Genomic DNA, 23,321 nt, shown 5'->3' on the forward strand with positions numbered 1-23,321 from the left:
GTTCAGCATGAATCGGCTGCCTTTTCTGTAGGAAAGAATAGACCGATCAATCCTATTCCAGCAAACAGAATAAAACTAAACGGGTAACTGGTCATCTCTATCAATCTTCCAGCAAAGAAAGAGCCGAGCGCTTGCCCAATGCCCAATGCTAGGAAAGATAAGCTTACTCCCAAAGCTGGTAGGACGCTAAATATTCTTGTTGCCCAAACGATAAACAAACCTGTTAGAAATATATAGGAACTCCCAAATAACGCTGCGGAAAAATAATGAGTCCAATTCAATGGAACCGTAAGAAGAACTATAGAAATAAACAATAAAAATAGAAGGAGGCGGTAAGACCAGGCTAATCCGAGTTTTTGGATAAACCCGCCTGCTGCTCCGCCTACAATACCAGCCACCCCCATTATGATCCAAAAGACCACACTTTCATTTGTTGTCATATTATATTCAACCGTTATATAGCTTCTTGAAAATGTCCAGTAAATGGATGAACTTATACCACTTATGAGGGAAGCTAATAATAAAAACTTCGATTTATTCATGACGGATAGCCAATTCATTTTTTGATCCATAGCTTGTTTCTGGTCATAACGAGATGGAATAGAATAATAATTCCAATACAACACGCCTATAGCGATAATAGCAAAGAAAATATACGATAGTCGCCAATGTTCCGCAAAAAGTAATACAATGGGACCTGTTAAAATGACGCCAAAACTTGTTCCACTGTTTATCCATGTGTTCCCCTGATCAAGCTCTTGTTTGGAGAGTGCACTTTGCGCCGCTTGACTTAATGCGGGGGAGGCCAAGCCACTGCCAATACCAGCGATAAACATGCTAATCACCAGGTGCAGATAAGATTGTGCAGAAGCAATTCCTGACAACCCCAAAACTGCCGTCAGACCCGCAATGACTATTACCTTGTGTTGTCCCAGCTTTTTAATTAAGGCTGCAGAAACAAGCAAAGCGATTGAATATGATAGGTAAGCAGTAGAGCCGACAAGCCCGCTGTCGCTTTCGCTTAATTCTAAAGAATTTGAAATATCGGGAAGAAACAACCCGAAACTTAAACGAGCTAAAGCATACGTTACAGCAATCATGGCCAAGCCCGGAAACACGATTTTCCACACGATACGATCACCTCATAATGTAGATTACCCAAAAATAGATAGAACGATCATTCTATTTTAGATCAAATAAATGACTTAACCACATTAAGAAAATAATTTCTCAACAGAGTAAGCTAATTCTTGAGCGACTGTTTCTACCTCAAATACTTCCGCCAATGCTGTAGCTCCTTCAAATAATAAGACTAGTCGAATAGCTTCTCTTATATCTAACCCTTTTTCTTGAAAAAAGGTTAACAAGTGATTTTTATGTGCTTCTGCAAAAACGACAATTTCACTATTCTCCGACTGCTCCAGAGAAAATTCTTCTTTTGCCCTTAAGAACATACATCCATTTGAATCGTAAGAACGTATCCAGTCCATGTGAGCTTTTGCTAATGCTTGTGCTAATTCAGCGTTTGTTTTTTTGTCCAAGGCATCATTTAATGAGTTAAGATATCTTGTTTCTCTTCTTTTTAGTACTTCCAGGATCAAATCTTCTTTGGAATCAAAATGATTGTATAAGGTCATAAGAGCAACACCGGATTGTTTGATGATCTGCTTAAGACCTACAGTATGGAACCCATGTTTATCAAATAAACGTTCGGATTGTTCAAGCAGCTGTTCTCGTTTTTTACTCATATGGCATCCCGTCCTTTGGATATAACGATCGCTCTATTTTATCCCAATGTCTTTTGTTAAGCAACCATTACAAATGCATATCGTGTCCTTAATAGTAGATAACACCTAAGACGGGGGATTTAATGACAGATACGCTGCCCGCAACATGAGAATTAGAGTTCTCTATAAAACAATAGTTTACATAATAAATGTTATGATCCTATCTCATTCAGCAACCTGTATTCCATATTCTATCAAATTCATTATCTGGTTCTACTGGGACCTATACCTTGTTTGCATCGGTCTGCCATGAGATACTGTGTAATATAAGTTTCCAACTACAGTTATGATTATGAACGAAGAGGGATCAAGACCAAGACCATGGCAAACGGAAGTTCTGACGTTGTATAATGACGTCATCCAGGTCCGACCGCCGTACAAACCAAGTGAACATGTCATGAAGGGGGACGTATGAAAAAAGCTGACGCCAATCTAATGAAAGAAATCAACTTAAACAATGTTCGTCAAGCCATGAAGTTAGTCGAGACGGCTACCAAACCCCAATTGGCTTCGTTGACCAACCTGAGTGTCGTAACGGTGAATTCCTTGGTTAAAGAACTGCAGGAGCTTGGAGAACTGTTTGAAGACGACACGGTTCCGTCCAATGGAGGAAGACCTGCGTTAACTTATAAATACAATTATGATCATAGCCTTGCTCTTGTGATCTATATAAAGGAGAATGACGGTCAGGAACTGATTTCGGCTACCGTCGTGAACTTAAGAAACGAATCACTGGATAAAAAAGATGTCATCCTGTCCGTGTTCCAACGCAAACGAATGTATCAAATGATCGAGCAATTGGTGGGACTATATCCTTCAATCAAAGTCATCGGCATTGGCATACCCGGGCAGGCCGTGAATGGCGAGATTATGGTCAGCAGCCATCGCGAGCTGATGGGAGTCCGGTTGATCGAGGAGTTGGAAACGCAATTCAAGTTACCCGTTATGGTCGAGAATGACGTAAATGCAGCTATTTTCGGATATGCCATGAATCAAGACTTGGAAGAAGACCAGTGCATGCTCGGAATCTACTTGCCCCAATCCTATCCTCCCGGTATGGGCATTTATCTGAACGGAAAGATATTTCGAGGCAAGAATGGCATGTCTGGCGAAGTGAAATATCTCCCGCTCGGCCTGGACTGGGCAGGGGAGATGGACCCAAAGCTATTTATAGACGGAATATGTCGGTTGATTCAAACCGTAAACATTGTATTGGCACCTGACAGAGTGGTGATTTATCAAGATATCGTTGATCCTGAAACCTTGCAAGCAGCGTGGAAAGCATTCAACAGGGAACATTGGATGCCGTCGGATCCGGATCTGATCTGGGAACAAACCTTCCAACAGGATTTCGAATCGGGATTACGCAAGCTCACACTGCAAGAGTTAGAGCCAGCCCAGAATAGGAGTGCCAGCCACAGCCCCTGGAATTAGAATCCGGGGGTTTTTCGGAGATAAACGATTGACAAAGGTGCAAAGCTGCAGCATATTAATAAATATACTTTATAAAGATCATTTATTAATGGAGTGGAAGAGGGTGTACGTTTGGCAACTTGGTTTTTGGTCATTATTTATTTGGCTTTTATTAGCTTGGGACTACCGGATTCCCTGCTGGGGTCGGCTTGGCCGGTTATCTGGCCGGATATCGGTTCTTCCGTAGGTTCTGCCGGCATCATCTCCATGATCATCGCAGGAGGAACCATCGTTTCGAGTCTTGCCAGCGGTTCCATGATTCAACGCTTCGGGACCGGCACCATCACATTGGTCAGTTGTTTTCTGACCGCCGGTGCTTTGCTCGGCTTCTCTATGGCGCCGTCCATGGCCTGGTTCGTCGTGATGGCCATCCCTTTGGGTTTAGGCGCAGGTGCTGTGGATGCGGCCTTGAACCATTATGTAGCCGATAACTATAAGGCGCATCACATGAATTGGCTGCACTGTTTCTGGGGAGTCGGGGCCACGATGGGACCGATTATTATGTCCGCTTCCATTGCCGACCATAACTCTTGGAGATCGGGTTATACTGCCGTTGCAGTCATTCAGTTTGCGCTGGTTGTGATTCTCCTTGTTACGCTGCCGCTGTGGAAACGTGTGGCAGCCAAACGTGTTCATGTCGGTCAAAACGATGAGTCCCATGGACGCCTCGATCAGGATACGCCGGCGCCGTCAAGGCTAACACCGACTGCAAAAGCCAACTTGTTCGGCATCCGGGGCGTGAAACCCTCCCTGCTCGCATTTCTATTCTACTGCGGCGTGGAAACCACCGTGGGATTATGGGGAGCGAGTTACCTCGTCGGTACTGGAAATATCACGGCAGAGAAGGCCGCCCTCTGGATATCCCTGTATTACGGGGGCATAACGATAGGAAGGCTGGTCACCGGTTTCATCACGCTGAAAGTGTCCAACCGATGGCTGATTCGTTACGGACAACTTGTTACAATTGTCGGCGGTATCATCTTGCTGCTTCCATTGCCCATTTCCTCTTCGCTGGTCGGCATCATTCTGATCGGACTTGGACTTGCTCCGATTTATCCAGGCCTGCTGCATGAGACGCCAGCCCGATTCGGACGAGAGAATTCCGCCAGGTTGATGGGATTCCAGATGGCCTTTGCTTACACGGGAACAACAACGATACCCCCTTTGTTCGGACTGGTCACGACCCAATTCAGTATCGGATTATTTCCGTACATCGTGCTTGCTTTACTGGTCCTGATGTTCTTGAGTGCCGAGATTGTGAACCGGATTTTGGGTAAACAGGTGCTTGGTACCGGGTAGTTAGAAAGGTTTGAGATGGTTTATAAGCCATTTCGAACCTTTTTTTAAAGACGCTATCGCTGACGATCCGTGATGTAACCATGAAATTCTAATGCAATACATCTAAACCCGCCATTAAAGGCTGCCCAGCCAGGCGGGCTTTTTATCTTCTAGACATGAACAGCAAAGCATGGAATAAGGATAGGATCATAGGACCCGGCACTTAATCGAGAAGTTTTGCGTATTATTTTCCAAATAAGGGTAATAACTCGAAACCATCGAAAGGCGTGATCCAATCGTGAAACCAAGATGCTCCGTATTCTTGAAAATGTCGGTATTCGTCATAGCGTTATCGCTAACAGCGTGCTCAGGAAATGGAACAACGGAACCTGTCGCCACACCGGAAACACCACCACCGGTGAATGAAGAAGTTCCGGCACCTGAGACAGATAACGAACAATCCCCGAAAGAGACGCGTCCCGAGAGTGAAACTTTTGACATCATGACCGGCGAAGGCAACCAGCCGCATTCCGCCAGCTTGCAGCAAGGCGAAGGTTTTTCCTTATATGTGTTTGAGAATTTCGATTTCGATGCTGCGAAGGGACGTCTTTTTCTCACCAGCAATCCGGAATACTATGTAGATATCGAATTGCTGCCAGCCGATTATGATCTAACGGAACTTGAAACGGCAGGCCAGGAGGAATTGAAAGCGTTTGGGGAAGTATCCAATCACAGCGGTGAGCTTGTCGAGCATCCTCTCGGTCTCGCAGAGCTCTACCTTCAAACCTCAAGCGAGGAAGGAATCCGCGATTATATCGTATGGCAGTCAGAGACTGGCGATGCTTTCTTGTTCCGTCTTCGCAATCCAAAAGGCGAAGAGGCTTCGGATTTTGCCGGACCAGTTCTCGTCTCGTTATCTACGGTTCAAATCGATTCATAATGAATGAGGTCAGGCAGCAGGATCTTGGCCAAAGGGACATCCGCTTCTTTAGGAACGGATATCCCTTTTTTTTATGTTTTACAAAGTCCAAATCTGCAGCCTAGCTCATGCCAATTTGTGTTAAAATCGAAAAATAACAACTGTTCCGTGATGATCGGAGCATCGATATTACCCTTTCATGCTCAGGAGGATTTCAGATATGCAAAAGCGAATTTTGCTCGTTGAAGACGACCATGACATTCATCAGTTGATTGAAAGCCAGCTGCAGCAGGATCATTACCATGTAGATTCGGCACGCGACGGGGAGGAAGCCGTTGCTCTTTTTCACAGCGGGAAGTTCGATCTTATATTGCTTGATTTGATGCTCCCCAAGATCAACGGGATGGATTTGCTTCGGCATTTCCGGGAGAGCAGCAAGGTTCCCGTCTTAATCATATCTGCGAAAGGCAGCGATCTCGACAAGGCCATGGGCCTTGGATTCGGAGCGGATGATTATATCAGCAAGCCTTTTTCCATGATCGAATTGACCGCAAGGGTTCAGGCTGCTATCCGCAGGGCAACGCTATACGCCGAAACGGACAGTAAATCTGCCGAACCTCCTGTTATTTCGTTTAAGGATTTGATCCTGGATTTGCATTCGTTCTCTGTAAAAGTAAGGGGACACCATGTCCCGCTCACCTCGAAGGAATTTCATATTTTGAAGCTCCTTATGACGAATCACAGCAGGGTATTCACCAAGGAGCAGATCTATCAATTCATTTGGGAAGACGATTATTACGGGAATGAGAACGTGATTAATGTACATATTCGAAGGCTTCGGGAGAAAATCGAAGAGGATCCGTCCACGCCGCAATACATTCGGACGATTTGGGGAATCGGATACAAGATGGGGGACTAAGCCATGATTCTTCTTTTATCCCTCATTATTGGAGTATTAGCTGCGATCATTGGCTGGCAATGGCATTCCACAAGAAAACGGAGCCATAGCATACTTGAAATTACAAGCACAATCTCCGATATTATGAAACATGATACCGCCGAGAAAGTGCTGGTGCCAACCGACGATGACCACATTAGGCAGCTGCTCATTCAGATCAACCGTCTTCTGGATAATAAACAGAAGATCTTTGCCGATTATGCCAGAACGAAGGACAGCCAAAGGAAAATGATCTCGAACATGTCCCATGATTTGAAGACGCCCCTCACGGTCATTCTGGGTTATACGGAGAAACTGAATCAGAAGCCTACGTTGACAGAGCAAGAGGAGGAGCGAGTCATTCTAAGACTGAACGAAAAAGTAAACAGTCTGATCGCATTGCTGAATCAATTTTTCGACCTGGTCAAAATCGAATCGGAGGACTATGATATCCCGTTAAACAAAATATCACTTAGCGAGGTTAGCCGGAACAGCGTCCTTGAATTTTACGATCTGCTTGTATCCAGAAATCTTCGTGTTGAGATCGACATTCCCGAACTCCCCTTTTATTTCCTCGGTAACAAAGATGCGCTGCAGCGAATATTAAGCAATTTAATATCGAACTCCATTCGCTATGGAAGCGACGGAGGGGTGTTCGGTTTAACGGTTCGTGAAGAAGGGGAATTCGTAGTGCTTGACGTGTGGGATCATGGCAAAGGAATTGCCGAGATTCATCAGGAGCACGTATTTGAAAGACTCTATACGCTGGACGATGCCAGAAACCCGAATTTTCAAGGAAGTGGGCTGGGACTCAGCATTTCCAAACGTTTAACGGAGGAGATGAATGGATTGATTAGTCTAAGCAGCTCACAGGCTGAGAAAAAGACGACCTTTACTTGCAAGTTTAAGAAATTAACCTATTAAAATCATTCAAGAGATGTTGCTTCGTTGTTCAACGTCTCTTTTTTTATTCCAATCGCAACCGGCTGTTTCATTCTTAAGAAACATGTAAGGAATGGGAAAGGAATATCTTAATTCTTCAGTCTAAGATAAAGGTAACAAAGGAATACACATTGTAATCAAGGTGGTGCATCTTCCATGAATTTCATTATTCAAACTTCCGAACTAACCAAAACGGTGAAAGGAAAATCGATTGTATCCGGAGTTAACCTGAACGTGGGAAAGGGCGAGATTTATGGTCTGCTGGGTCCTAACGGCGCTGGCAAAACAACCATCATGAAAATGCTCACCGGACTCATTCTTCCGACCTCTGGAGCGATTATGTTGTTCGGTAAGCCATTTTCCGAAACTTCGAAAGAAGGATTGAAACGCGTAGGGAGCATCATTGAATACCCGATATTTTTCGAGCATATGACGGCTATGGAAAATCTTGAAATTCACTGCGAATACTTGGGTTATTATGATAAAAAGGCTATTCGTCAAGCGCTGGATTTGGTCCAATTAGCAGAAATCGAAGATAAAAAAGTGAAGGATTTCTCGCTTGGCATGAAGCAGCGCCTTGGCATTGCAAGGGCCGCCATCACCAAGCCGGAACTGATCGTGCTGGATGAACCTACAAACGGACTCGATCCCATCGGCATTAAAAACATGAGGGATTTGATTCGAACGCTGAATCAGGAATACGGCATCACATTTCTGTTGTCGAGCCATATCTTAGGGGAAATCGAGCAGGTTGCGGATCGGATTGGCGTCATACAAGACGGTCAAATGGTCGACGAAGTGTCATTGTCGGACATTCGGATGCAGCGAACCGATTATATTGAGCTTCTAACCTCGAACGTGCAAAAATCCTCCTTTTTGTTAGAGCATGAGCTTCGAATTTCCAATATCAAAATCGTACAGGATCAGCGAATCCGAATCTATGATGACGATATAACGACAAGTCAAATTACAAAGCTCCTGATTGCGCATGAGATTGAGATCGAGGAGATCCAGAAGCATACCAGCACGCTGGAAGACTATTTCTATCATCAAATTCAAGGGAAGGGGTGAATCCCATATGATGAAGTTAATTGAGCTGGAATGGAAGAAGCTGGAGCGTAAGAAAGTGATAGGCGAAGCCATTACGTACTGGGTCATTCTCATGTTTCTGCCGATCTTTTTTCTCAAAGTGGTCTTTGCCGATATGCCGATGGTTCGTTTTGGCGAGAGTTATACAGCCGCGATGGATCTGATGCTGCCGATGCAGATGGGACTCCTCTTGTTCGGAGCGTCGCTGATCAATCATGTATTCATAGAAGAATATAAGAACAAGACGATAGCCCTATCATTCGGATATCCGCTCAGTCGAAAAAGACTCGTGGTAGCTAAAGTTCTATTTATCGTATTGGGGGTTTTCTTCGGCACGCTGGTATCCTTTGTGCTTAGCGGCATAGCGACCTATGCGCTTAATCAGATCATGAATGTCATTCCCGGAACACCAACCGTGGCTGAACTGATGAACTATGCGGTCCGGATGGTCATTCACTCCATTGTCGTTGCGCTTGCCTCGTTGACTCCGTTATTTTGCTTTGGGATATGGAAGAGGGCGGTCATCCCTACAGTCATTTGCGCTATTTTCCTGGCGCAGTTTCCTAATTTCCTCGGAATGATGGGGATTACATTGAACCTGGACTTTCTCTATGCGGTCCTCAGCGTATTAGGTGTAGTAAGCGTTTTGTTGTCTGTTAAATTCGTGAATATACTAGGGGATATATAAATGAGAGGATGTGGCGATTATGACGATTGACGTCAAAACAGTATTGCTTCATAACGGAGAAAAGCTGACCTACAGAGAAAGAGCCGGAACTGAACCTCCTCTGTTATTGATACACGGGAATATGGCTTCTTCGGAGTTGTGGGAACCCCTATTAGAGCATGAAGGCATCACCCAGCGTATAATTGCAGCTGATATGCGCGGTTATGGCGAGTCCAGCTATTATCATCCCGTAGGTGATATGAAGGATTTTTCTGCAGACCTATATGATTTCACAGAACAACTCGGTCTGAATGATGTCATGATTATGGGTTGGTCAAATGGGGGAGGAATCGCTATGCAGTTTGCGGCCGATTATCCGGATCGTGTGCGGAAATTGATTCTGTTAGCCTCCATATCGACAAGAGGTTATGCAGCTGTAAGTGCAGATGGCGATCGCCTACAGACCAAGGAACAAATTGCTAAAGACCCTGGACTTGCGATGACCTTTCAGGCTAATCAGGAGCAAAATCAGGACTATTTTGAACAGGCGCTGAATTACTTATTGTTCAATAATCATCAGCCGGATGCCGCAATCCGTACGAATTACATCAAAGCCTGCATGAAGCAACAAAATATGATCGATGTTGCCGATGCCGCCAATCGATTCAATATCAGCTCCTCATCGAACGGTCTTACCAATGGAACAGGAGATCTAAACCGAATTCAATGTCCGGTACTCGTCATCTGGGGCGTTCAGGATTTGATCACCATGCAGCAGATGACAGGGGAAATACTCGAAGACTTTGCAAGCCATGGCAAGTCGGTCCAATATATAACCCTGGACGCGGGTCACTTTCCACTCATCGATGATTTATATGGATTGGTTGCTTCCGTGAATTCGTTTATCGCACTGCCTTAGAAATGAACCTGGGACAACAATCTCCATTGACAGAGATCAATGAAATGATTAAGGTGATGAATAGGACACAGGTTTCATTTATTTTGGAGGATATTTATGAATCAACGTTTTCGAATAACCAGATCCATGCAACAAAACAGTGAAGCTCAAGCGATTTCACTGGAGGAATGCAAACTCTATTTTTCATCTAGAGCTGATTTCACTTATCAGACAGCGTTAACCGTGAAAGGACCAGAGAGCACCATGTCGGTAGAAGGGGATTTCTTCATGTGGAACTTTGAAGGAACGCATATTCCATTCCGACACTATATGGGGGACTTGTATGCAGCCATTACGCGTCAAGAGATCATGCCCGTCATGATCGAGATTGCAACGGATCTGCGTGCAGATATTGTGGAAGGCTGATGGGTTGCAAAATTTCTACGGTGGCTCATTGTTCAAGGCGTCCCTGATCGAATTTCTAGCCGAACAAGCAAATTACTCGAGCCGAATATACGGTGGCTGGTCCGGGCTCTCGGATTTCATTCAATGGATCAGCCTGCCAGCTGTATGAACGTTAAGAGGGTCTGTGGTCTTCTGTGGTATTATGAAGCGGTCTCCATTGAGGCAAGCTAGAGCTATGGCTTCCAGCGCTTCCTGGAGGCGGCCAAATTGAACTAAAGGCAGCAAAAAAGCCTTCAACCACCATTCAGTTGGTTGAAGGCTCACTTTTACAAAAGCATGCGAGTCCCATGGACAACTCGCATGCTTTTTTTTGTTCTACCCTTCAAGTTTATAGGGTTGTTCAGCCGCTCGCGGCTTCCATGCGGAAGCCAGGATGACGATAACACTCCCCAGACCGATCCAGGTAAGCGTGGATACGGCATGATTCCAGTGCAGCCCGTTGCCGAAGAAGAACAGATCTCGAAGACCATCCACCATAAAACGCATCGGCAGCCATGAGTGTACCCAGTCCCGGTAGAAAGGAGACATCATCTCCGGAGCTAAAGCAAGCAGCGGTGCACCAAAGAACAGAATTAAGGCAAAGATGGCAATCCCTTTGATGCCCACAAGGGACATCACGGCGGAAATCATAAGGAAAAAGCTGAAAAAGGTAATGGATAAGAACAGTGCTGTATCCGTAAACTGTGGGATATGCAGTCCGATCATGCTGTCAGCGAGCCAAGTTATGCCAAATCCCACGACTAATGATACAACGGCTCCCATGGCAATCTGGATGGATTTGGCTGTCAAGTTATCTTTGCGGGATGTAATCTTACTCTTGCTGACTGCTAAGAAGAGGACCGCCGCGCTTGCCATACTAGCCATCCAAAGCGGCTGGAAGAGAGAAATCGGGGAATTGCCGTTGGCGCTGTGGGTCCCGATTTCATTGACATTCGTTACCTTCTTGGTAATCGGATTTACCAGGCTGGAAGCCTGCTTCACGGATAGCGTTGCACCTTGGGCATCGAATCCTTCAAGGATCTGCGTGCGGACTTGGTTATTCATGTTATCCACGATGCCGTTCAGGATTTGTCCTGCCATGGTGGAAGCGGCCGTGTTCATGCCTTGATTGATGAAAATTTCAACTTCAGGCGATTCCGGCGCCGGACTGCTTAAGGAAACTTGCTTCGCACTGAAATCCGCAGGTATGACCAGCGCAGCGTAGTAATCCTGGTTATCCAAGCCGGCTTGTAATTCTTCCATACCGTCGACTTTGACCCACTTGACAGCCGGTTCCTCTCCAGATGCGGACGAAGCGGTCTGCTCGATTGTGTCCAAGAACGTTTGCCAGATATTTCGCTTCGGTTGATTGGGAAGCTCAACTCCTTGATCCTCGTTGACAATGGCCACCGGCAGATTTTTGGGCTTGACTTGAACAGATGGAAATAACGTAAGCGAGAAAATAAAAATGACCACGAATGCCAGGATGGGCGCTACCCATACAAGTTTGTTATTCAAGACTTTCATCAACTTTCACTCCTATCGATGTCGAATGCCATCCATGACGAAAGTGATTGCCTCTTCAATTTCCTCGTCAGGGATGGAATCCATATTGAACAATACAAAACGCGAAATCATAAATCCGCCAATGAAACCGAAAACCAATTTCAATATTTTGTCGACCGGGATGTCGGCGAGTTCACCCCTTTCTTGGAAGGCTTCAATCAATTTCGTCAAGCGCGGTACAATCAGATCGGATACGTAAGGCAGGAATTCGTGCTTCAATTCTTCCTTGTATATGACCTCCTTGATAAGTACCTGAAAGATCTCCTTGTTTCCCCGGATGAATTCGATGCGATTATGAAGAAAGGTCCGCAAGAATCCTTCGAATGTCGAATCCCCATTGCTTATAATCTGATCCAGCGCCTCGTTCGCCATGGAAGGAAAAAATTCCCTAATGTACGGGACGATAAGGGACAACAGCAAATGGTCCTTTGTTCCGTATTGCTTAAAGATACTTGCCTCAGATACCTCGGCGACCTTAGCGATTTCAGCCGTTGAGGTATTGGAATAGCCTTTATCAGCAAACAATGAAATGGCTGCCTCGACAATCCGTTGCTGCTTCACCGTTCGCTTGGTGGAGTGTATGGACAGGATTTCGTTAAACAGGTTGTGCTTGGGCAAAATTCGGTTCACCACTTTCAGTATGTCGATGATAACTTCAGCAAAAAGTAAGTAATCACTCACTATGCTAATATGGTTTTAACACTGCAGCTGTCGATTTGTCAACAAAAAAAGTGAGTGCTTACTCACTTTTATCTATCATGCCGAACACCTTATCATGTATACTGTAACCAGATGATGATTAGACTCGTTTTGGCATCGAATAAGGAAAGGGATAGATAAATATGACAGAGCGTCTACATGGCCAAATGGTTGAAAGAACGCGCCAATTAATTAACATATAAAATCCATGATTTAAATCAATGAACAACGTGCTGATCATCGATCTGTTAACGGGTCCCGAATAACGCCATCGTGCGGTTCATGCACAAAGCCTATTGTATGGCGCAGCAGCTCTGATCTTCTATATGAAATAATGTACATAAAAGGAAAAGGTGTTGTTTATCCAGCACATCAGATAATTCTGATCATTGTTGAAGTTTGCTTAAGTGATTATAATGAACTCATATAGAAAAACAACACGTTGTCTATTTGAGTGATGAGCAGAAAGGTGGAGTTTATCATGCCTGTCATCGAAATTGAGCATCTGACTAAGGATTATGGTCATCATCGAGGCATATTCGATGTTTCTTTTAACGTTGAGAAAGGGGATGTATACGGATTTCTAGGTCCCAATGGAGCTGGCAAAACCACAACCATCCGCCATATCATGGGATTTTCCCGTCCGCAGCAGGGACACACCTTAGTCAATGGGCGCAGGAGCTGGGACCATGCAGCAGATATTCAGAAGGAGCTGGGTTATTTACCGGGAGAGATCGCGCTGCCTGAGTCGCTCACCGGGACACAGTTCATAAAAATGATGGCGGAATTACGCGGGATTACCGATATGACCTACACGCAATCTTTGGTAAAAAAATTTGCGCTCGACCCCTCCGGGAGCCTGAAGCGGATGTCGCTTGGCATGAAGCGAAAGCTGGCCATTGTCACGGCGTTCATGCATGACCCGGCCGTGCTTGTGCTTGACGAGCCTACAAGCGGATTGGATCCCATGATGCAGGCTTTATTCATCGAGTTCATTAAGGAACAGAAGGCAAAAGGCAAAACGATATTGATATCGAGCCATATTTTCTCCGAGATTGATGCGACCTGTGACAAGATTTCCATCATTAAGGACGGCCGGTTAATCTCTTCGTTTGTGGCGGATGATTTGCGACATCAAGAATCCAAAACCTATGAAATCGAGTTCAAATCCGAAGTTGCATTCCAGCGTTTTGAACTTGAAGTTAAGGCTGAGCCCGAACTTGAAGTGCTTTCGTTGACGCCTTCCAAGCGGCAGACGATATTACGAATCCGGGATACGGATATCAATCGCTTTATTTCGTTCATTGCTGATTATGACATGAAGTTCTTCTCGGAGATCAAGTTCACTTTGGAGGATTATTTCATGAAGTTTTACGATCGCAACACAAGCCTTAAGGAAGGGGAGTAAACGTATGCCATGCATCGAAATTAGCGATCTAACAAAAGACTTTGGCGATGGGAAAGGCTTGTTTAACCTCAACCTGAAGATTGAAAAGGGCGAGGTGTTTGGATTCGTCGGTACGAATGGAGCCGGCAAAACAACGACCATCCGTCATATCATGGGATTCTTGAAACCGGACAGCGGTTCCGTGACTGTTCAGGGGCTGGACTGCTGGGCTGATTCCGCCAAGATCAAAAAGCTGATCGGTTATATTCCTGGGGAGATTGCGTTTCCTGATGCCCCGACGGGGAGCGAGTTTTTGAAGCGGCAAGCAGAGCTGTTGGGTTTGCAAGATATGTCGTACGCAGAGCGTATGATCCAAAAGCTGCAGCTTGATCCGTCAGCCCATTTGAAAAGAATGTCCAAGGGGATGAAACAGAAGACGGCGATTGTCGCCGCATTCATGGCCGACCCGGAAATATTGATTTTGGATGAGCCGACAACGGGCTTGGATCCGCTCATGCGAGCGGAATTCGTAGATATTTTGCAGGAAGAGAAGAAGAGGGGCAAAACCATATTCATGTCGAGTCACATGTTCGAGGAAGTAGAGCATACGTGTGACAAAGTCGCCTTAATCAAGGAGGGAAAGCTGATTGCCGTCAAGCCGACGGTCGAGGTCAAGCACAATGAGAACAAAGTCTATAAATTGGAGTTCCTTCAGCAGGAGGACTACAAGCGCTTCTTGTCAGAGCCCTTTCAGATCACGGAGAAACGGGAGAATCAGAATCAAGTGCTTATCGAAATCCATGATCGTGACATCCAAATGTTATTTCGTACATTGAGAGGTTATTCCGTGAAATTTATATCCGAGAAGAAGTTTACGCTTGCGGATTATTTTAATGGCTTATATGAGGAGGAAAGCGCCCATGCTTAGCAAACCGATCTTCAAACAAACGCTTAAGGCCAATTTTAAGTTATGGTTTATCTTCACACTCATCATGACCGCGCTTCATATCGTACTGATTGCCGTATTTAATCCAAGCACCTTATCGGACATGTCGAACATGGTGAAGGATACTCCGCTTGCAAATCTGCTCGGAGAAGCGACATTCCTTGGCATGCTGTCCAAAACCTTCTATGGCATACAAGGGGTGCTTCTGCCGATTGTGTTCATCATTATGACCGCTAACAGTCTCATCGCTTCGCAGGTGGACCGAGGTTCCATGGCATACTTGCTGTCGACGCCGACCAAGAGAAGCACCGTTGTCTTGACTCAAGCTGCTTACCTGATCCTGTCCCTGATCCTGATGATTCTCATCGTGACACTGGCAGGTCTGGTTTCCATCTCGGTATTTCAGGCTGACATTCAAGTAGATACGACAAATTATCTCATGCTAAACCTGGGCTTGTTTCTGCTGATGTTTGCAACCAGCGGGATTTCGTTCTTTTTCTCCTGCGTATTCAATCTCTCCAAGAACTCACTGGCTTGGGGGGCCGGCCTCCCGATGGCTTTTTTCCTCCTGAAATTGATGGGAGATGTTGATAGCAGCCTGGAGGGTCTGAAATACGTATCCATGAATTCGCTATTTGATACTTCCGCGATTATAGATGGCGGCAATGTTGCGGTTCCGTTCGCTGTGTTGGCGGTTATCGGGATTGCACTGTATCTGTTCGGAATGCGTGTATTCAAGGAAAAGGATTTGCCGTTGTAAGATCGTATACAGAGTTAGCAGCCGCTGCAAATGCGGCTTTTTTGCTTTTGGGTGTGTAAACATTCCACGAGAGCAGCTTTTTTACATGGTAATAACTGTAAGGAGTGGCATGCTGCCCTATCGTTAAGTTATGATTCTCTCTATATCATGGTATCATTTGAAATACGCGATTTGTGAAAGGAGGCCCATACGAGTGAAGTCTACTACTTCGGATCGTGTAAAAATCCCGCCGGGATTTTGGGAAGGATTACGTCAATTGGGGATCACTTCTCACGACGTGGTTCGCTCAGCAGGGCTGCCGTTAACCGTTATAACTGACCCTATCGTTACAAGCGCCCAGTATTTCGCAATTTGGCATGCGTATTCCGATCTCATGGGCGACACGGCCAAGGGAATCGTCGAGCTTGCCACCGTATTTGAAACAGCGCAGTATCCACCGACCGTCTTAGCGCCTTATCACGCACGTGATTTCCGCGACGCCTTACAACGAATGTCACGGTACAAGCAAATGTGTCCCCCTGAAGGCTTGCGCATCATCGAGGAGGACGAGTATTGCTTAATCGAGTTGGAATGGCGGCATACCGAGCAAAGTGGTCCCCCCGTGTTAGTGGGAATCACATTGGCATGTCTTCTGGAGCTCGGCCGGAGGGGCACAGGCCAACCATTGACGGCACAGTTGGTCGAATTTTCGAACGACATGGGTGATGTAGAAGCCCTTGAAGCGTACTTCGGCTGCCCCATACGGACAGGTGCAGCATGCAACCGATTGACACTGCATCGAAGGGATTTGGATATCCCTTTTGCTTCATACAATGAAGAGCTGTTAGAGATCTTGACCCCGGTATTGGACCGAACGCTTGATGAACAGCAGCGCAGCTGCTCCATCACAGAGCGGGTCAAATGGATCATGAAACGCAATCTGACCGGAGGGCGGGCAGATGTTCAAGCCGTCGCGAGAGAGCTTGGCGTGAGTGATCGAACCTTGCAGCGCAGGCTGATGGAGGCGAACACAAATTTTAAGCACCTGTTGGTACAAGCAAGACATGAGTCGGCCTTGGAGTACTTGAGAGACCCTTCGCTTGATATTAAGGAAGTAGCATTCCTGATTGGATATGAAGACCAGAACTCATTCTATCGCGCCTTTCGAAACTGGGAAGGGGAGACTCCCTCAAGTTGGCGTGTGAAGCAAGAAGATTGGCGTCATGCGCTAGTTACCGAATCATCCTGACAAGATAATATTATCAATACCCGGAGCACAAGACTGTTTCCATTATGACTATGAAGCAGCTTGCCGTGAATGATAAATTGAAGGAGATTTGAAGCAATGGAAATGGGATTAAATCATAAAACAGCATTAGTTACGGGATCGACAAAAGGCATCGGAAAAGCCATTGCCATGGAGCTTGCAAAAGAAGGCGTGCATGTACTAATCAATGGGCGAAATGAGGATGAGGTGGAACGAACGGTACATGAAATAAAGTCTAATTATCCGGCGACCTCTCCCCAACCCGCTGCTGCCGATATGGTGGACATAGAGCAAAGAGAGGCTTTATTCCTGAAATACCCTCATGTAGATTTGCTGGTCAACAATATGGGAATGTATGAAATTATGCAGTATGAGGACGTGGTCGATGAGGTGTGGGAGAAATACTTTCGTACGAACGTTCTTGCCGCCAACGCATTATCTAAATTTTATTTGCCTCAAATGCTGAAAAATAACGATGGCCGCGTGATCTTTATTGCAAGCGAAGAAGCCTTGATGCCTTCAGGACAAATGCCGCAATATGCAATGACCAAGTCCATGCTCCTGTCCTTATCGAAAAGCTTGTCCAAATTAACGATCGGTTCGGAAGTTACAGTCAATACGATCTTACCGGGACCGACACTCTCTGAAAATGTACAGCAGATTATTGAGGGAATATATCCGAATGAAGATTTGACTTTCTCGGAAAAAGAGAAAAGATTTATGAAAACAAACCTGCCTCAATCTGAAATCCAGCGATTTATCAAGCCTTCTGAAATAGGCAGGCTGGCCGCATTTATATGTAGTCCTTATGCATCCGCATTTAAAGGATCTCCAATTCGCATGGATGGGGGAATGATACCGACTATTTTTTAACAACAGCTGGCGGGTTCATGGTAATTGAAAAAAAAGGGTGACTTCCTAGTGGAAGTCACCCTTTGCATGTTAGAGAGCGGCTGGCTGCATCACTTTATTCATGACGGATGACTGCGCGAGCGCAGCAGCTTCCAGCGCTTGTATTGATAATAGATCGTGCAGCCAACGCAATAACCCATGACGGCTACAATGGCCGCTACAGCTACCATAGCGGATGCAGCATACGCAGCCACTTGCCATCCCAACAAATAAGCTGCGGCTGAGATGCCAAGCAAAATGACCGCGATGGATTGATTGAATCGAGCCAGTTCCTCGGCCTGCCCTTCCGATTTCTTCAGCCTTTCTCTGCCAATAACAGCCTTGGCCAGCTGAATGAACAGATTGCCCTTGGCACCTGCCAGTAAAGGAATTACCTGTATCAGGAATAGAATGTAAATAAACCAGGGTTGTTGAAACACGAATGATAAAAGAACGAACAGCACGATTCCGATTTGGTTCGCTTTTACAAGCGGAAGCGGAATTTCTTTCATCAGGAACACCTCATTTTCCGTAAATGTTAATCTTATTAATCAGACTAGTTTACTATGATTAGAATGTAGCATGGGCTTTATCGGTTGTCAATGCATCGCATATTGGACATGTTTCCCCATAGAAAGAAAATTGCTACAACGGCGTAAGACAAGCTTTTTACTTCAATAGGATTATTATAGTATGCTATCCATATAAAGGAGGAGAGGTAGTATATGGTAAAAGAACTGATAGTCGGAGACGCCATTAATGAGCTGGCTGCTACGCGGCGCATCCTTGATCGGTTACCCGAGGAGCATATGCGTTGGAGGCCTCACGCGAAGTCGATGACGCTTGGCGGGCTTGCCACGCACCTGATCAATCTGCTGAACTGGCAAATCACGATTTTTCTTTATCTGGAATTCGATCTTTCGACCACACCGCTTCGGCTGAAGCCTCTGGAGAGCCGCAAAGACGTGCTGGAGCAATTCGACGCAAACGTCATCAAGCTTGAGCAGCTGTTAGCCGAATGCGACGAGAAATCCCTTGGCGAGGAATGGATCTTGCGCAATGGTGACCATATCATCCTGCGTCAACCGCGGGCAATCGCGCTTCGCACCTTCGGATTAAGCCACATGGTCCATCACCGGGCGCAGCTCGGCGTTTATTATCGGTTACTAGATATTCCGGTACCGGGACTTTACGGCCCATCGGCCGACGAGGAAGGCATATGACCCAAACCGCACCGTACTGTCGCACGGTACCGGCATGACATAAGGCAATCTTGTCTCAAAGATAAAAATTAGCATGCAATCGGGGAGAGGAGAACAAATATATTTGCAAATCGGAGCCCAATCATATATTATGGACATTGCGGGTCTGTAATGAAGATCCGATGAAGGGAGTAGTGAAACATGCAGTTTTCCAAAAGCACAGATTATGCACTCCACGCCTTAATTCATTTGGGGCTCTCGGAGCGCAATAACAATATCGGAATCAAGGAATTATCTGCGACGCTTGGCGTTTCGGAAACCTACTTATCCAAGATCATGTCCAAGCTGAGGCAGGATGGAATTGTACGCGCTGTGCCAGGGGTAAATGGCGGTTATGAACTTGCAAAGTCGCCTGAACAGATTACTTTTCTGGATGTTATTCAAGTGATTGAAGGAAGACAGCATTTGTTCGAATGCTCGAATACCAGTTCGCGGCAGCATGAGGTGTTAGCAGAAGTCGAGGATGATCAAGGGGATTCGATACGTCCAAGAAAGAACGGATGCTTGGTTGAAAAAGTGATGCTTGGCGCCGAACAGCATATGCACCAATATTTGCGGGAGTATACGATACAGTATGTACTTGATGAGGCGTCCAAGCATTGTAACCATGCTCAAAACAAGAAGTAATACACTTCTTGTGCTTTTATTATGGATAATATAGATCCACAATAAAATATTTGTCAGTCTTCGTAGCAAAATAAATCTATCGAAATGAGGAACAAACATGAATCATTTTTTTAACGAAGCCACTTGGGAAAAAGAATGGAAAGACCGTGGAGCTGCCATCTTGGAAAAAATGAAAAGGGCCGGAATCGAGCCATCCAGAGACTTTGATCATAAGGCCAGGACGTTCAACGAGCAGTCGTTTAATGAAGAGGGAAGGAAGAGAACCAAGCGAATCATGAACTGGCTTGAGGGGCAAGGCGTCCAATTCGAGAACGCTTCTGTGCTGGATATTGGAGCTGCCTCGGGAGTGTTCTCGGTGCCGTTTGCGGAGCGGGGTGCTCATGTAACCGCGGTAGAGTCCTCCATTCCCTTGGTGGAACTGCTGACAGAAAATTTCGCCAAGTTCCCCGATGACAAAGTGAAGATCATTCCCGAACGGTTTGAAGATATTGACGTGCAGGAGAGAGGCTGGAGCCAAGCCTTCGATCTCGTATTTGTCTCCATGTGTCCTGTCATTCTGGATTGGGGGAGCGTGGAGAAGATACTCGATTGTGCCAGTCAGTATTGTTACATCAGCATGCCGGTTGGTTCCACGGAGCTCAGTTTGATTCACGAAATTTGGCCACTTGTCACCGGGCAGTCCTTCAGAACAAAACATACGGAAATGGGGTATTTGCTTCATCTGCTCTATCTCAAAGGTTACGCCTACGAATCCCTTATTACCCGGGAAACAAAAACGATGGAATACTCCAGGGATGAGGCGTTACAGGAAATGATGGTATGGCTGCGCAGACACGATCTGCCTGCAGATGATCGGAATCGGAAAATCGTAGCAGACTATTTGGATCAGGCGTATCCATCCGGTAAAGTGACTGTCCAGCAGAGCGGCCGTTATGGCAAGGTGCTGATTCGATTGCAGGATCAGAACATGTACACAAGAGATTGATCACACAAGTGTGAAAAGTCAAGTGACGCCTACCCGAGGGTAGGCGTTTTATATTAATATTGCACATAGGTGAGCACGGAAGGGGCGTGTCGCCCCCTCCATATACAGTCCTGCCAAAGCATTTGCCGTTGCGCTCAAAAAACGTTTGCTTTTTCCCTTAATCCTTCAGAATCTTCATTGTTTTCAGCGTCTCTAGCGTCAATTGTTTGGCGGTTGCACCGCTCTCGGCCACATTGGTAGCGAAAACCCACGTGTTCCTATCCGTCTCGACATAACCCACATACCAGCCAAGCCCCATATCGGAGAGCCTTGAGCCTGTTTTTCCATGAATCGTATACTCGTCTTGTTCGTCATCAATCATGATCCGTTTGACGGTCTTCATCGTTTTCTTCTGAAAAGGCAGATCCTCCTCAACCAGCCGCTCGATAAAATCCGCCTGTTCTATGGCCGAAATCTTCAAGCTGCTGTCCAGCCAGAATGTATCGATTCCTCCCGAGATGTCACGGTTTCCATAGTTGATTCGATTCAGGTAGTGCTGCATCGGAACTTGGCCGACATCGCGAGCCATGGCTTGATAATACCAAATGGCTGAATCCCTCATAGCCGAAGCGAGCGAATGATCCCGGTTCCAGACCGGAAAATCTCTTACGATACCGTCCCATCTCTTCACATCATATTCGTCGGCAACCGCCTTTACTTCCAGTCCAATGAGGGCATTTGCCACTTTGAAGCTTGATTCCGGCGTAAACCGCTGTTGGCTTCTCCCGGGATTGAATTGATAGACTTGATCGGTCTTCAAGTTCTTGAGGACAAGTGTTCCTTGAGTGTCGTGAAATATGTGCTGCAATTCAAGCGGGCGGACGCCAGGCTTGGCATCAGCACTCGGCGAATAGGCAAACAAACCAACAAGCGTAACGAGTACAACCATCAAATGGGATAAACGGCGTAACTTTTTCATCTGTAACACGTCTGCATCACTCCTGCACATCCATTTTTTCGGGAAGGGTTTCAATGGCCATCGAACAGAATCATTTCCCAGCATCAAATGCATTTTGATACTATTAGTCTATGGATACAGGTACGGCAAGTAAATCTTGTTATCTACGGTTTGTGCCTGTACAGATTGAAGAAGAGAAGAGGGGGACACTTATGATCTATGCAGAGGTCATGTTGCATATTGAAATGCTAATGGACACCGGAGAGTTAAAACCGGGCAAGAAGCTGCCCTCCATTCGGTCGCTGGCCAAGCGGCTCGATTGCAGTGTCAATACCATCATCAAAGCGTATTCCGAATTAGAGAAGAAACATAAAATCTATTCCGTCTCGAAGAGCGGTTATTATGTCGTGGAGCAGGTTCCCTCCCGCCATTCAGGTGCGGCTAACACAGGAGTCATTGATTTTCTCTCGGCTGGTCCAGACAAGAAAGCCATGCCTTACCGGGATTACCAGCACTGCATCAATCAAGCCATCGAAGTGTATAAAGAGGAGATGTTCACCTACTCCGAGATCCAGGGGCTGCCTTCACTGCGAGTGGAACTGGCACGTCATCTGCGGGAACTGCAGGTGTTTACCGTACCCGAACGAGTCTGCGTTGTATCCGGATCCCAGCAAGCTATTCATCTATTGATTTCACTCCCGTTCCCCAATAACAAAAAGAACATCTGCGTCGAACAGCCTACGCATCTGAGTATGATCGAATCGATTAAATATCAGCAGGCCACGGCATACGGAATTGAGATTACGGCGAATGGACTCGACATGGACCGGCTGGAGCATCTGTTCAAATGGAATGACATTAAATTTTTCTACACCGTGACCCGATATCATAATCCGACCGGCTACAGCTACTCGAACAAGGAGCGACGGAAAATCGTGGAGCTGGCACAAATATACGACGTTTATATCATCGAAGACGATTACCTGGGCGACCTGGACCCCGACATGCAGCAGGACCCAATGTTCGCTTACGATCCGTCAGGAAGGGTCATCTATATCAAGAGTTTCTCCAAAGTGATGCTGCCCGGTTTAAGATTGGGGCTTGCGGTAATTCCGGAATTCATACGAGATTCATTCTTAAGCGCGAAGTTCGCTTCGGATTTGCATACACCGGTTCTGACGCAAGGTGCACTGGAAATCTATTTGAAGAGCGGCATGTTCAAGGCTCATATTCAGCGCATGAGATCGATCTACACCAGAAAAGCAGCTTTACTGCAAAAAGCCTATCAGGAACTGCTGCCGCCAAGCGCCGCCTATTCGGGTTCGCTTTCGGGATTCTATTCGACGATTCGATTGCCGAATCCGTTAAAAGCCAAGACGTTCATCGAGCATTTGAAGCAGGAAAACGTACATGTAGATGACGCCCGAAAAATGTATTTGTCCGATTTTGTACAAGATTCGGTCATTCGCTTGAGTGTATCGCAGGTGGAGGAGGCGTATATCGAGTCGGGTGTACAAACCATAGCTCGCGTGATGAAAGAGCTCATCAACACAACGCCTCAAGTTAAATTTATTTAACAGG

At 46.0% G+C, this 23,321-nt stretch carries 24 protein-coding genes; 18 read left to right on the forward strand and 6 right to left on the reverse strand.

Annotated features, from left to right (window positions below; all coding sequences use genetic code 11):
* Positions 1 to 2 precede the first annotated feature (2 nt).
* Together B9D94_RS12845 and B9D94_RS12850 are read right to left on the reverse strand one after the other, a co-directional pair.
* Positions 3 to 1,130 (reverse strand): MFS transporter, encoded by a 1,128-nt coding sequence (locus B9D94_RS12845; protein WP_148247182.1) that lies wholly within the window; start codon positions 1,128 to 1,130, stop codon positions 3 to 5.
* 84 nt (positions 1,131 to 1,214) lie between these two features.
* Positions 1,215 to 1,748, reverse strand: a complete 534-nt coding sequence (locus B9D94_RS12850; RefSeq protein ID WP_148247183.1) for a TetR/AcrR family transcriptional regulator — start codon at positions 1,746 to 1,748, stop codon at positions 1,215 to 1,217.
* Between the two features lie 450 nt (positions 1,749 to 2,198).
* Between B9D94_RS12850 and B9D94_RS12855 the strand changes: the two genes are divergently transcribed.
* The 9 genes from B9D94_RS12855 to B9D94_RS12895 all read left to right on the forward strand — a co-directional run bounded on the left by B9D94_RS12855 (position 2,199) and on the right by B9D94_RS12895 (position 10,416).
* Positions 2,199 to 3,221 carry an ROK family protein gene (locus B9D94_RS12855; RefSeq protein ID WP_148247184.1) on the forward strand — a complete coding sequence of 341 codons (1,023 nt, stop codon included), beginning with the start codon at positions 2,199 to 2,201 and terminating at the stop codon, positions 3,219 to 3,221.
* A 111-nt stretch (positions 3,222 to 3,332) separates the two neighbouring features.
* On the forward strand, positions 3,333 to 4,559 hold the full coding sequence (locus B9D94_RS12860) for an MFS transporter (RefSeq protein WP_063480676.1): 1,227 nt from the start codon (positions 3,333 to 3,335) through the stop codon (positions 4,557 to 4,559).
* Positions 4,560 to 4,836: 277 nt separating this feature from the next.
* A complete protein-coding gene (locus B9D94_RS12865) occupies positions 4,837 to 5,478 on the forward strand; it encodes a DUF8580 domain-containing lipoprotein (RefSeq protein WP_148247185.1) in 642 nt (213 codons plus the stop codon).
* 199 nt (positions 5,479 to 5,677) lie between these two features.
* Positions 5,678 to 6,376 (forward strand): response regulator transcription factor, encoded by a 699-nt coding sequence (locus tag B9D94_RS12870; protein ID WP_036637685.1) that lies wholly within the window; start codon positions 5,678 to 5,680, stop codon positions 6,374 to 6,376.
* A gap of 3 nt (positions 6,377 to 6,379) precedes the next feature.
* Positions 6,380 to 7,318 (forward strand): sensor histidine kinase, encoded by a 939-nt coding sequence (locus tag B9D94_RS12875; protein ID WP_148247186.1) that lies wholly within the window; start codon positions 6,380 to 6,382, stop codon positions 7,316 to 7,318.
* A gap of 174 nt (positions 7,319 to 7,492) precedes the next feature.
* Positions 7,493 to 8,407 (forward strand): ABC transporter ATP-binding protein, encoded by a 915-nt coding sequence (locus B9D94_RS12880; RefSeq protein ID WP_148247187.1) that lies wholly within the window; start codon positions 7,493 to 7,495, stop codon positions 8,405 to 8,407.
* A 7-nt stretch (positions 8,408 to 8,414) separates the two neighbouring features.
* Complete coding sequence (locus B9D94_RS12885; RefSeq protein WP_148247188.1) at positions 8,415 to 9,113, forward strand: ABC transporter permease; 699 nt, start codon at positions 8,415 to 8,417, stop codon at positions 9,111 to 9,113.
* A gap of 19 nt (positions 9,114 to 9,132) precedes the next feature.
* Positions 9,133 to 10,011: an intracellular short-chain-length polyhydroxyalkanoate depolymerase gene (locus B9D94_RS12890; protein WP_148247189.1), complete on the forward strand. Its 879-nt coding sequence runs from the start codon at positions 9,133 to 9,135 to the stop codon at positions 10,009 to 10,011.
* 96 nt (positions 10,012 to 10,107) lie between these two features.
* Entirely contained in the window at positions 10,108 to 10,416 is a 309-nt protein-coding gene (locus B9D94_RS12895; RefSeq protein ID WP_148247190.1) for a hypothetical protein, read from the forward strand.
* Positions 10,417 to 10,770: 354 nt separating this feature from the next.
* Here B9D94_RS12895 and B9D94_RS12900 read toward each other — a convergent pair whose 3' ends face one another.
* Both B9D94_RS12900 and B9D94_RS12905 read right to left on the reverse strand, forming a co-directional pair.
* Entirely contained in the window at positions 10,771 to 11,961 is a 1,191-nt protein-coding gene (locus B9D94_RS12900; protein WP_148247191.1) for a YhgE/Pip domain-containing protein, read from the reverse strand.
* A gap of 12 nt (positions 11,962 to 11,973) precedes the next feature.
* Positions 11,974 to 12,618, reverse strand: coding sequence for a TetR/AcrR family transcriptional regulator (locus B9D94_RS12905; protein WP_006210413.1), 645 nt, complete (start codon positions 12,616 to 12,618; stop codon positions 11,974 to 11,976).
* Between the two features lie 562 nt (positions 12,619 to 13,180).
* Here B9D94_RS12905 and B9D94_RS12910 point away from each other — a divergent pair.
* The 5 genes from B9D94_RS12910 (at position 13,181) to B9D94_RS12930 (ending at position 17,911) form a co-directional block, all read left to right on the forward strand.
* Entirely contained in the window at positions 13,181 to 14,107 is a 927-nt protein-coding gene (locus tag B9D94_RS12910) for an ABC transporter ATP-binding protein (RefSeq protein ID WP_063480684.1), read from the forward strand.
* A 4-nt stretch (positions 14,108 to 14,111) separates the two neighbouring features.
* Complete coding sequence (locus B9D94_RS12915; protein ID WP_148247192.1) at positions 14,112 to 15,014, forward strand: ABC transporter ATP-binding protein; 903 nt, start codon at positions 14,112 to 14,114, stop codon at positions 15,012 to 15,014.
* On the forward strand, positions 15,007 to 15,792 hold the full coding sequence (locus B9D94_RS12920; protein ID WP_006210407.1) for an ABC transporter permease subunit: 786 nt from the start codon (positions 15,007 to 15,009) through the stop codon (positions 15,790 to 15,792). The genes B9D94_RS12915 and B9D94_RS12920 overlap by 8 nt, the downstream gene beginning before the upstream one ends.
* A gap of 193 nt (positions 15,793 to 15,985) precedes the next feature.
* Complete coding sequence (locus B9D94_RS12925; RefSeq protein ID WP_253806150.1) at positions 15,986 to 17,020, forward strand: helix-turn-helix transcriptional regulator; 1,035 nt, start codon at positions 15,986 to 15,988, stop codon at positions 17,018 to 17,020.
* 96 nt (positions 17,021 to 17,116) lie between these two features.
* Positions 17,117 to 17,911 carry an SDR family NAD(P)-dependent oxidoreductase gene (locus B9D94_RS12930; protein ID WP_148247194.1) on the forward strand — a complete coding sequence of 265 codons (795 nt, stop codon included), beginning with the start codon at positions 17,117 to 17,119 and terminating at the stop codon, positions 17,909 to 17,911.
* A 98-nt stretch (positions 17,912 to 18,009) separates the two neighbouring features.
* On the opposite strand, the gene B9D94_RS12935 is transcribed toward B9D94_RS12930, so the two are convergent.
* Positions 18,010 to 18,441, reverse strand: a complete 432-nt coding sequence (locus B9D94_RS12935; protein ID WP_006210405.1) for a DUF4395 domain-containing protein — start codon at positions 18,439 to 18,441, stop codon at positions 18,010 to 18,012.
* Between the two features lie 213 nt (positions 18,442 to 18,654).
* On the opposite strand from B9D94_RS12935, the gene B9D94_RS12940 reads away from it, so the two are divergent.
* The 3 genes from B9D94_RS12940 (at position 18,655) to B9D94_RS12950 (ending at position 20,803) form a co-directional block, all read left to right on the forward strand.
* Positions 18,655 to 19,152, forward strand: a complete 498-nt coding sequence (locus B9D94_RS12940; RefSeq protein ID WP_036637698.1) for a DinB family protein — start codon at positions 18,655 to 18,657, stop codon at positions 19,150 to 19,152.
* A gap of 180 nt (positions 19,153 to 19,332) precedes the next feature.
* A complete protein-coding gene (locus B9D94_RS12945) occupies positions 19,333 to 19,818 on the forward strand; it encodes an RrF2 family transcriptional regulator (protein ID WP_006210403.1) in 486 nt (161 codons plus the stop codon).
* A 97-nt stretch (positions 19,819 to 19,915) separates the two neighbouring features.
* Positions 19,916 to 20,803: a class I SAM-dependent methyltransferase gene (locus tag B9D94_RS12950; RefSeq protein ID WP_148247195.1), complete on the forward strand. Its 888-nt coding sequence runs from the start codon at positions 19,916 to 19,918 to the stop codon at positions 20,801 to 20,803.
* Positions 20,804 to 20,960: 157 nt separating this feature from the next.
* Here B9D94_RS12950 and blaOXA read toward each other — a convergent pair whose 3' ends face one another.
* Complete coding sequence (gene blaOXA, locus B9D94_RS12955) at positions 20,961 to 21,770, reverse strand: class D beta-lactamase (RefSeq protein ID WP_006210401.1); 810 nt, start codon at positions 21,768 to 21,770, stop codon at positions 20,961 to 20,963.
* A 182-nt stretch (positions 21,771 to 21,952) separates the two neighbouring features.
* Here blaOXA and B9D94_RS12960 point away from each other — a divergent pair, with 182 nt between their 5' ends.
* Complete coding sequence (locus tag B9D94_RS12960) at positions 21,953 to 23,317, forward strand: aminotransferase-like domain-containing protein (RefSeq protein ID WP_148247196.1); 1,365 nt, start codon at positions 21,953 to 21,955, stop codon at positions 23,315 to 23,317.
* The last annotated feature ends 4 nt before the right edge of the window (positions 23,318 to 23,321 follow it).

The organism is Paenibacillus sp. Cedars (assembly GCF_003184205.1).
GTDB lineage: Bacteria > Bacillota > Bacilli > Paenibacillales > Paenibacillaceae > Paenibacillus_AQ > Paenibacillus_AQ glucanolyticus.

Excerpts from the sequence above, each read along its gene's own strand:
- B9D94_RS12850 (WP_148247183.1), bottom strand. The coding sequence starts at position 1,748 with ATGAGTAAAAAACGAGAACAGCTGCTTGAACAATCCGAACGTTTATTT.
- B9D94_RS12855 (WP_148247184.1), top strand. The coding sequence starts at position 2,199 with ATGAAAAAAGCTGACGCCAATCTAATGAAAGAAATCAACTTAAACAAT.
- B9D94_RS12870 (WP_036637685.1), top strand. The coding sequence starts at position 5,678 with ATGCAAAAGCGAATTTTGCTCGTTGAAGACGACCATGACATTCATCAG.
- B9D94_RS12875 (WP_148247186.1), top strand. The coding sequence starts at position 6,380 with ATGATTCTTCTTTTATCCCTCATTATTGGAGTATTAGCTGCGATCATT.
- B9D94_RS12880 (WP_148247187.1), top strand. The coding sequence starts at position 7,493 with ATGAATTTCATTATTCAAACTTCCGAACTAACCAAAACGGTGAAAGGA.
- B9D94_RS12885 (WP_148247188.1), top strand. The coding sequence starts at position 8,415 with ATGATGAAGTTAATTGAGCTGGAATGGAAGAAGCTGGAGCGTAAGAAA.
- B9D94_RS12890 (WP_148247189.1), top strand. The coding sequence starts at position 9,133 with ATGACGATTGACGTCAAAACAGTATTGCTTCATAACGGAGAAAAGCTG.
- B9D94_RS12895 (WP_148247190.1), top strand. The coding sequence starts at position 10,108 with ATGAATCAACGTTTTCGAATAACCAGATCCATGCAACAAAACAGTGAA.
- B9D94_RS12900 (WP_148247191.1), bottom strand. The coding sequence starts at position 11,961 with ATGAAAGTCTTGAATAACAAACTTGTATGGGTAGCGCCCATCCTGGCA.
- B9D94_RS12910 (WP_063480684.1), top strand. The coding sequence starts at position 13,181 with ATGCCTGTCATCGAAATTGAGCATCTGACTAAGGATTATGGTCATCAT.
- B9D94_RS12915 (WP_148247192.1), top strand. The coding sequence starts at position 14,112 with ATGCCATGCATCGAAATTAGCGATCTAACAAAAGACTTTGGCGATGGG.
- B9D94_RS12920 (WP_006210407.1), top strand. The coding sequence starts at position 15,007 with ATGCTTAGCAAACCGATCTTCAAACAAACGCTTAAGGCCAATTTTAAG.
- B9D94_RS12930 (WP_148247194.1), top strand. The coding sequence starts at position 17,117 with ATGGAAATGGGATTAAATCATAAAACAGCATTAGTTACGGGATCGACA.
- B9D94_RS12935 (WP_006210405.1), bottom strand. The coding sequence starts at position 18,441 with ATGAAAGAAATTCCGCTTCCGCTTGTAAAAGCGAACCAAATCGGAATC.
- B9D94_RS12940 (WP_036637698.1), top strand. The coding sequence starts at position 18,655 with ATGGTAAAAGAACTGATAGTCGGAGACGCCATTAATGAGCTGGCTGCT.
- B9D94_RS12945 (WP_006210403.1), top strand. The coding sequence starts at position 19,333 with ATGCAGTTTTCCAAAAGCACAGATTATGCACTCCACGCCTTAATTCAT.
- B9D94_RS12950 (WP_148247195.1), top strand. The coding sequence starts at position 19,916 with ATGAATCATTTTTTTAACGAAGCCACTTGGGAAAAAGAATGGAAAGAC.
- B9D94_RS12960 (WP_148247196.1), top strand. The coding sequence starts at position 21,953 with ATGATCTATGCAGAGGTCATGTTGCATATTGAAATGCTAATGGACACC.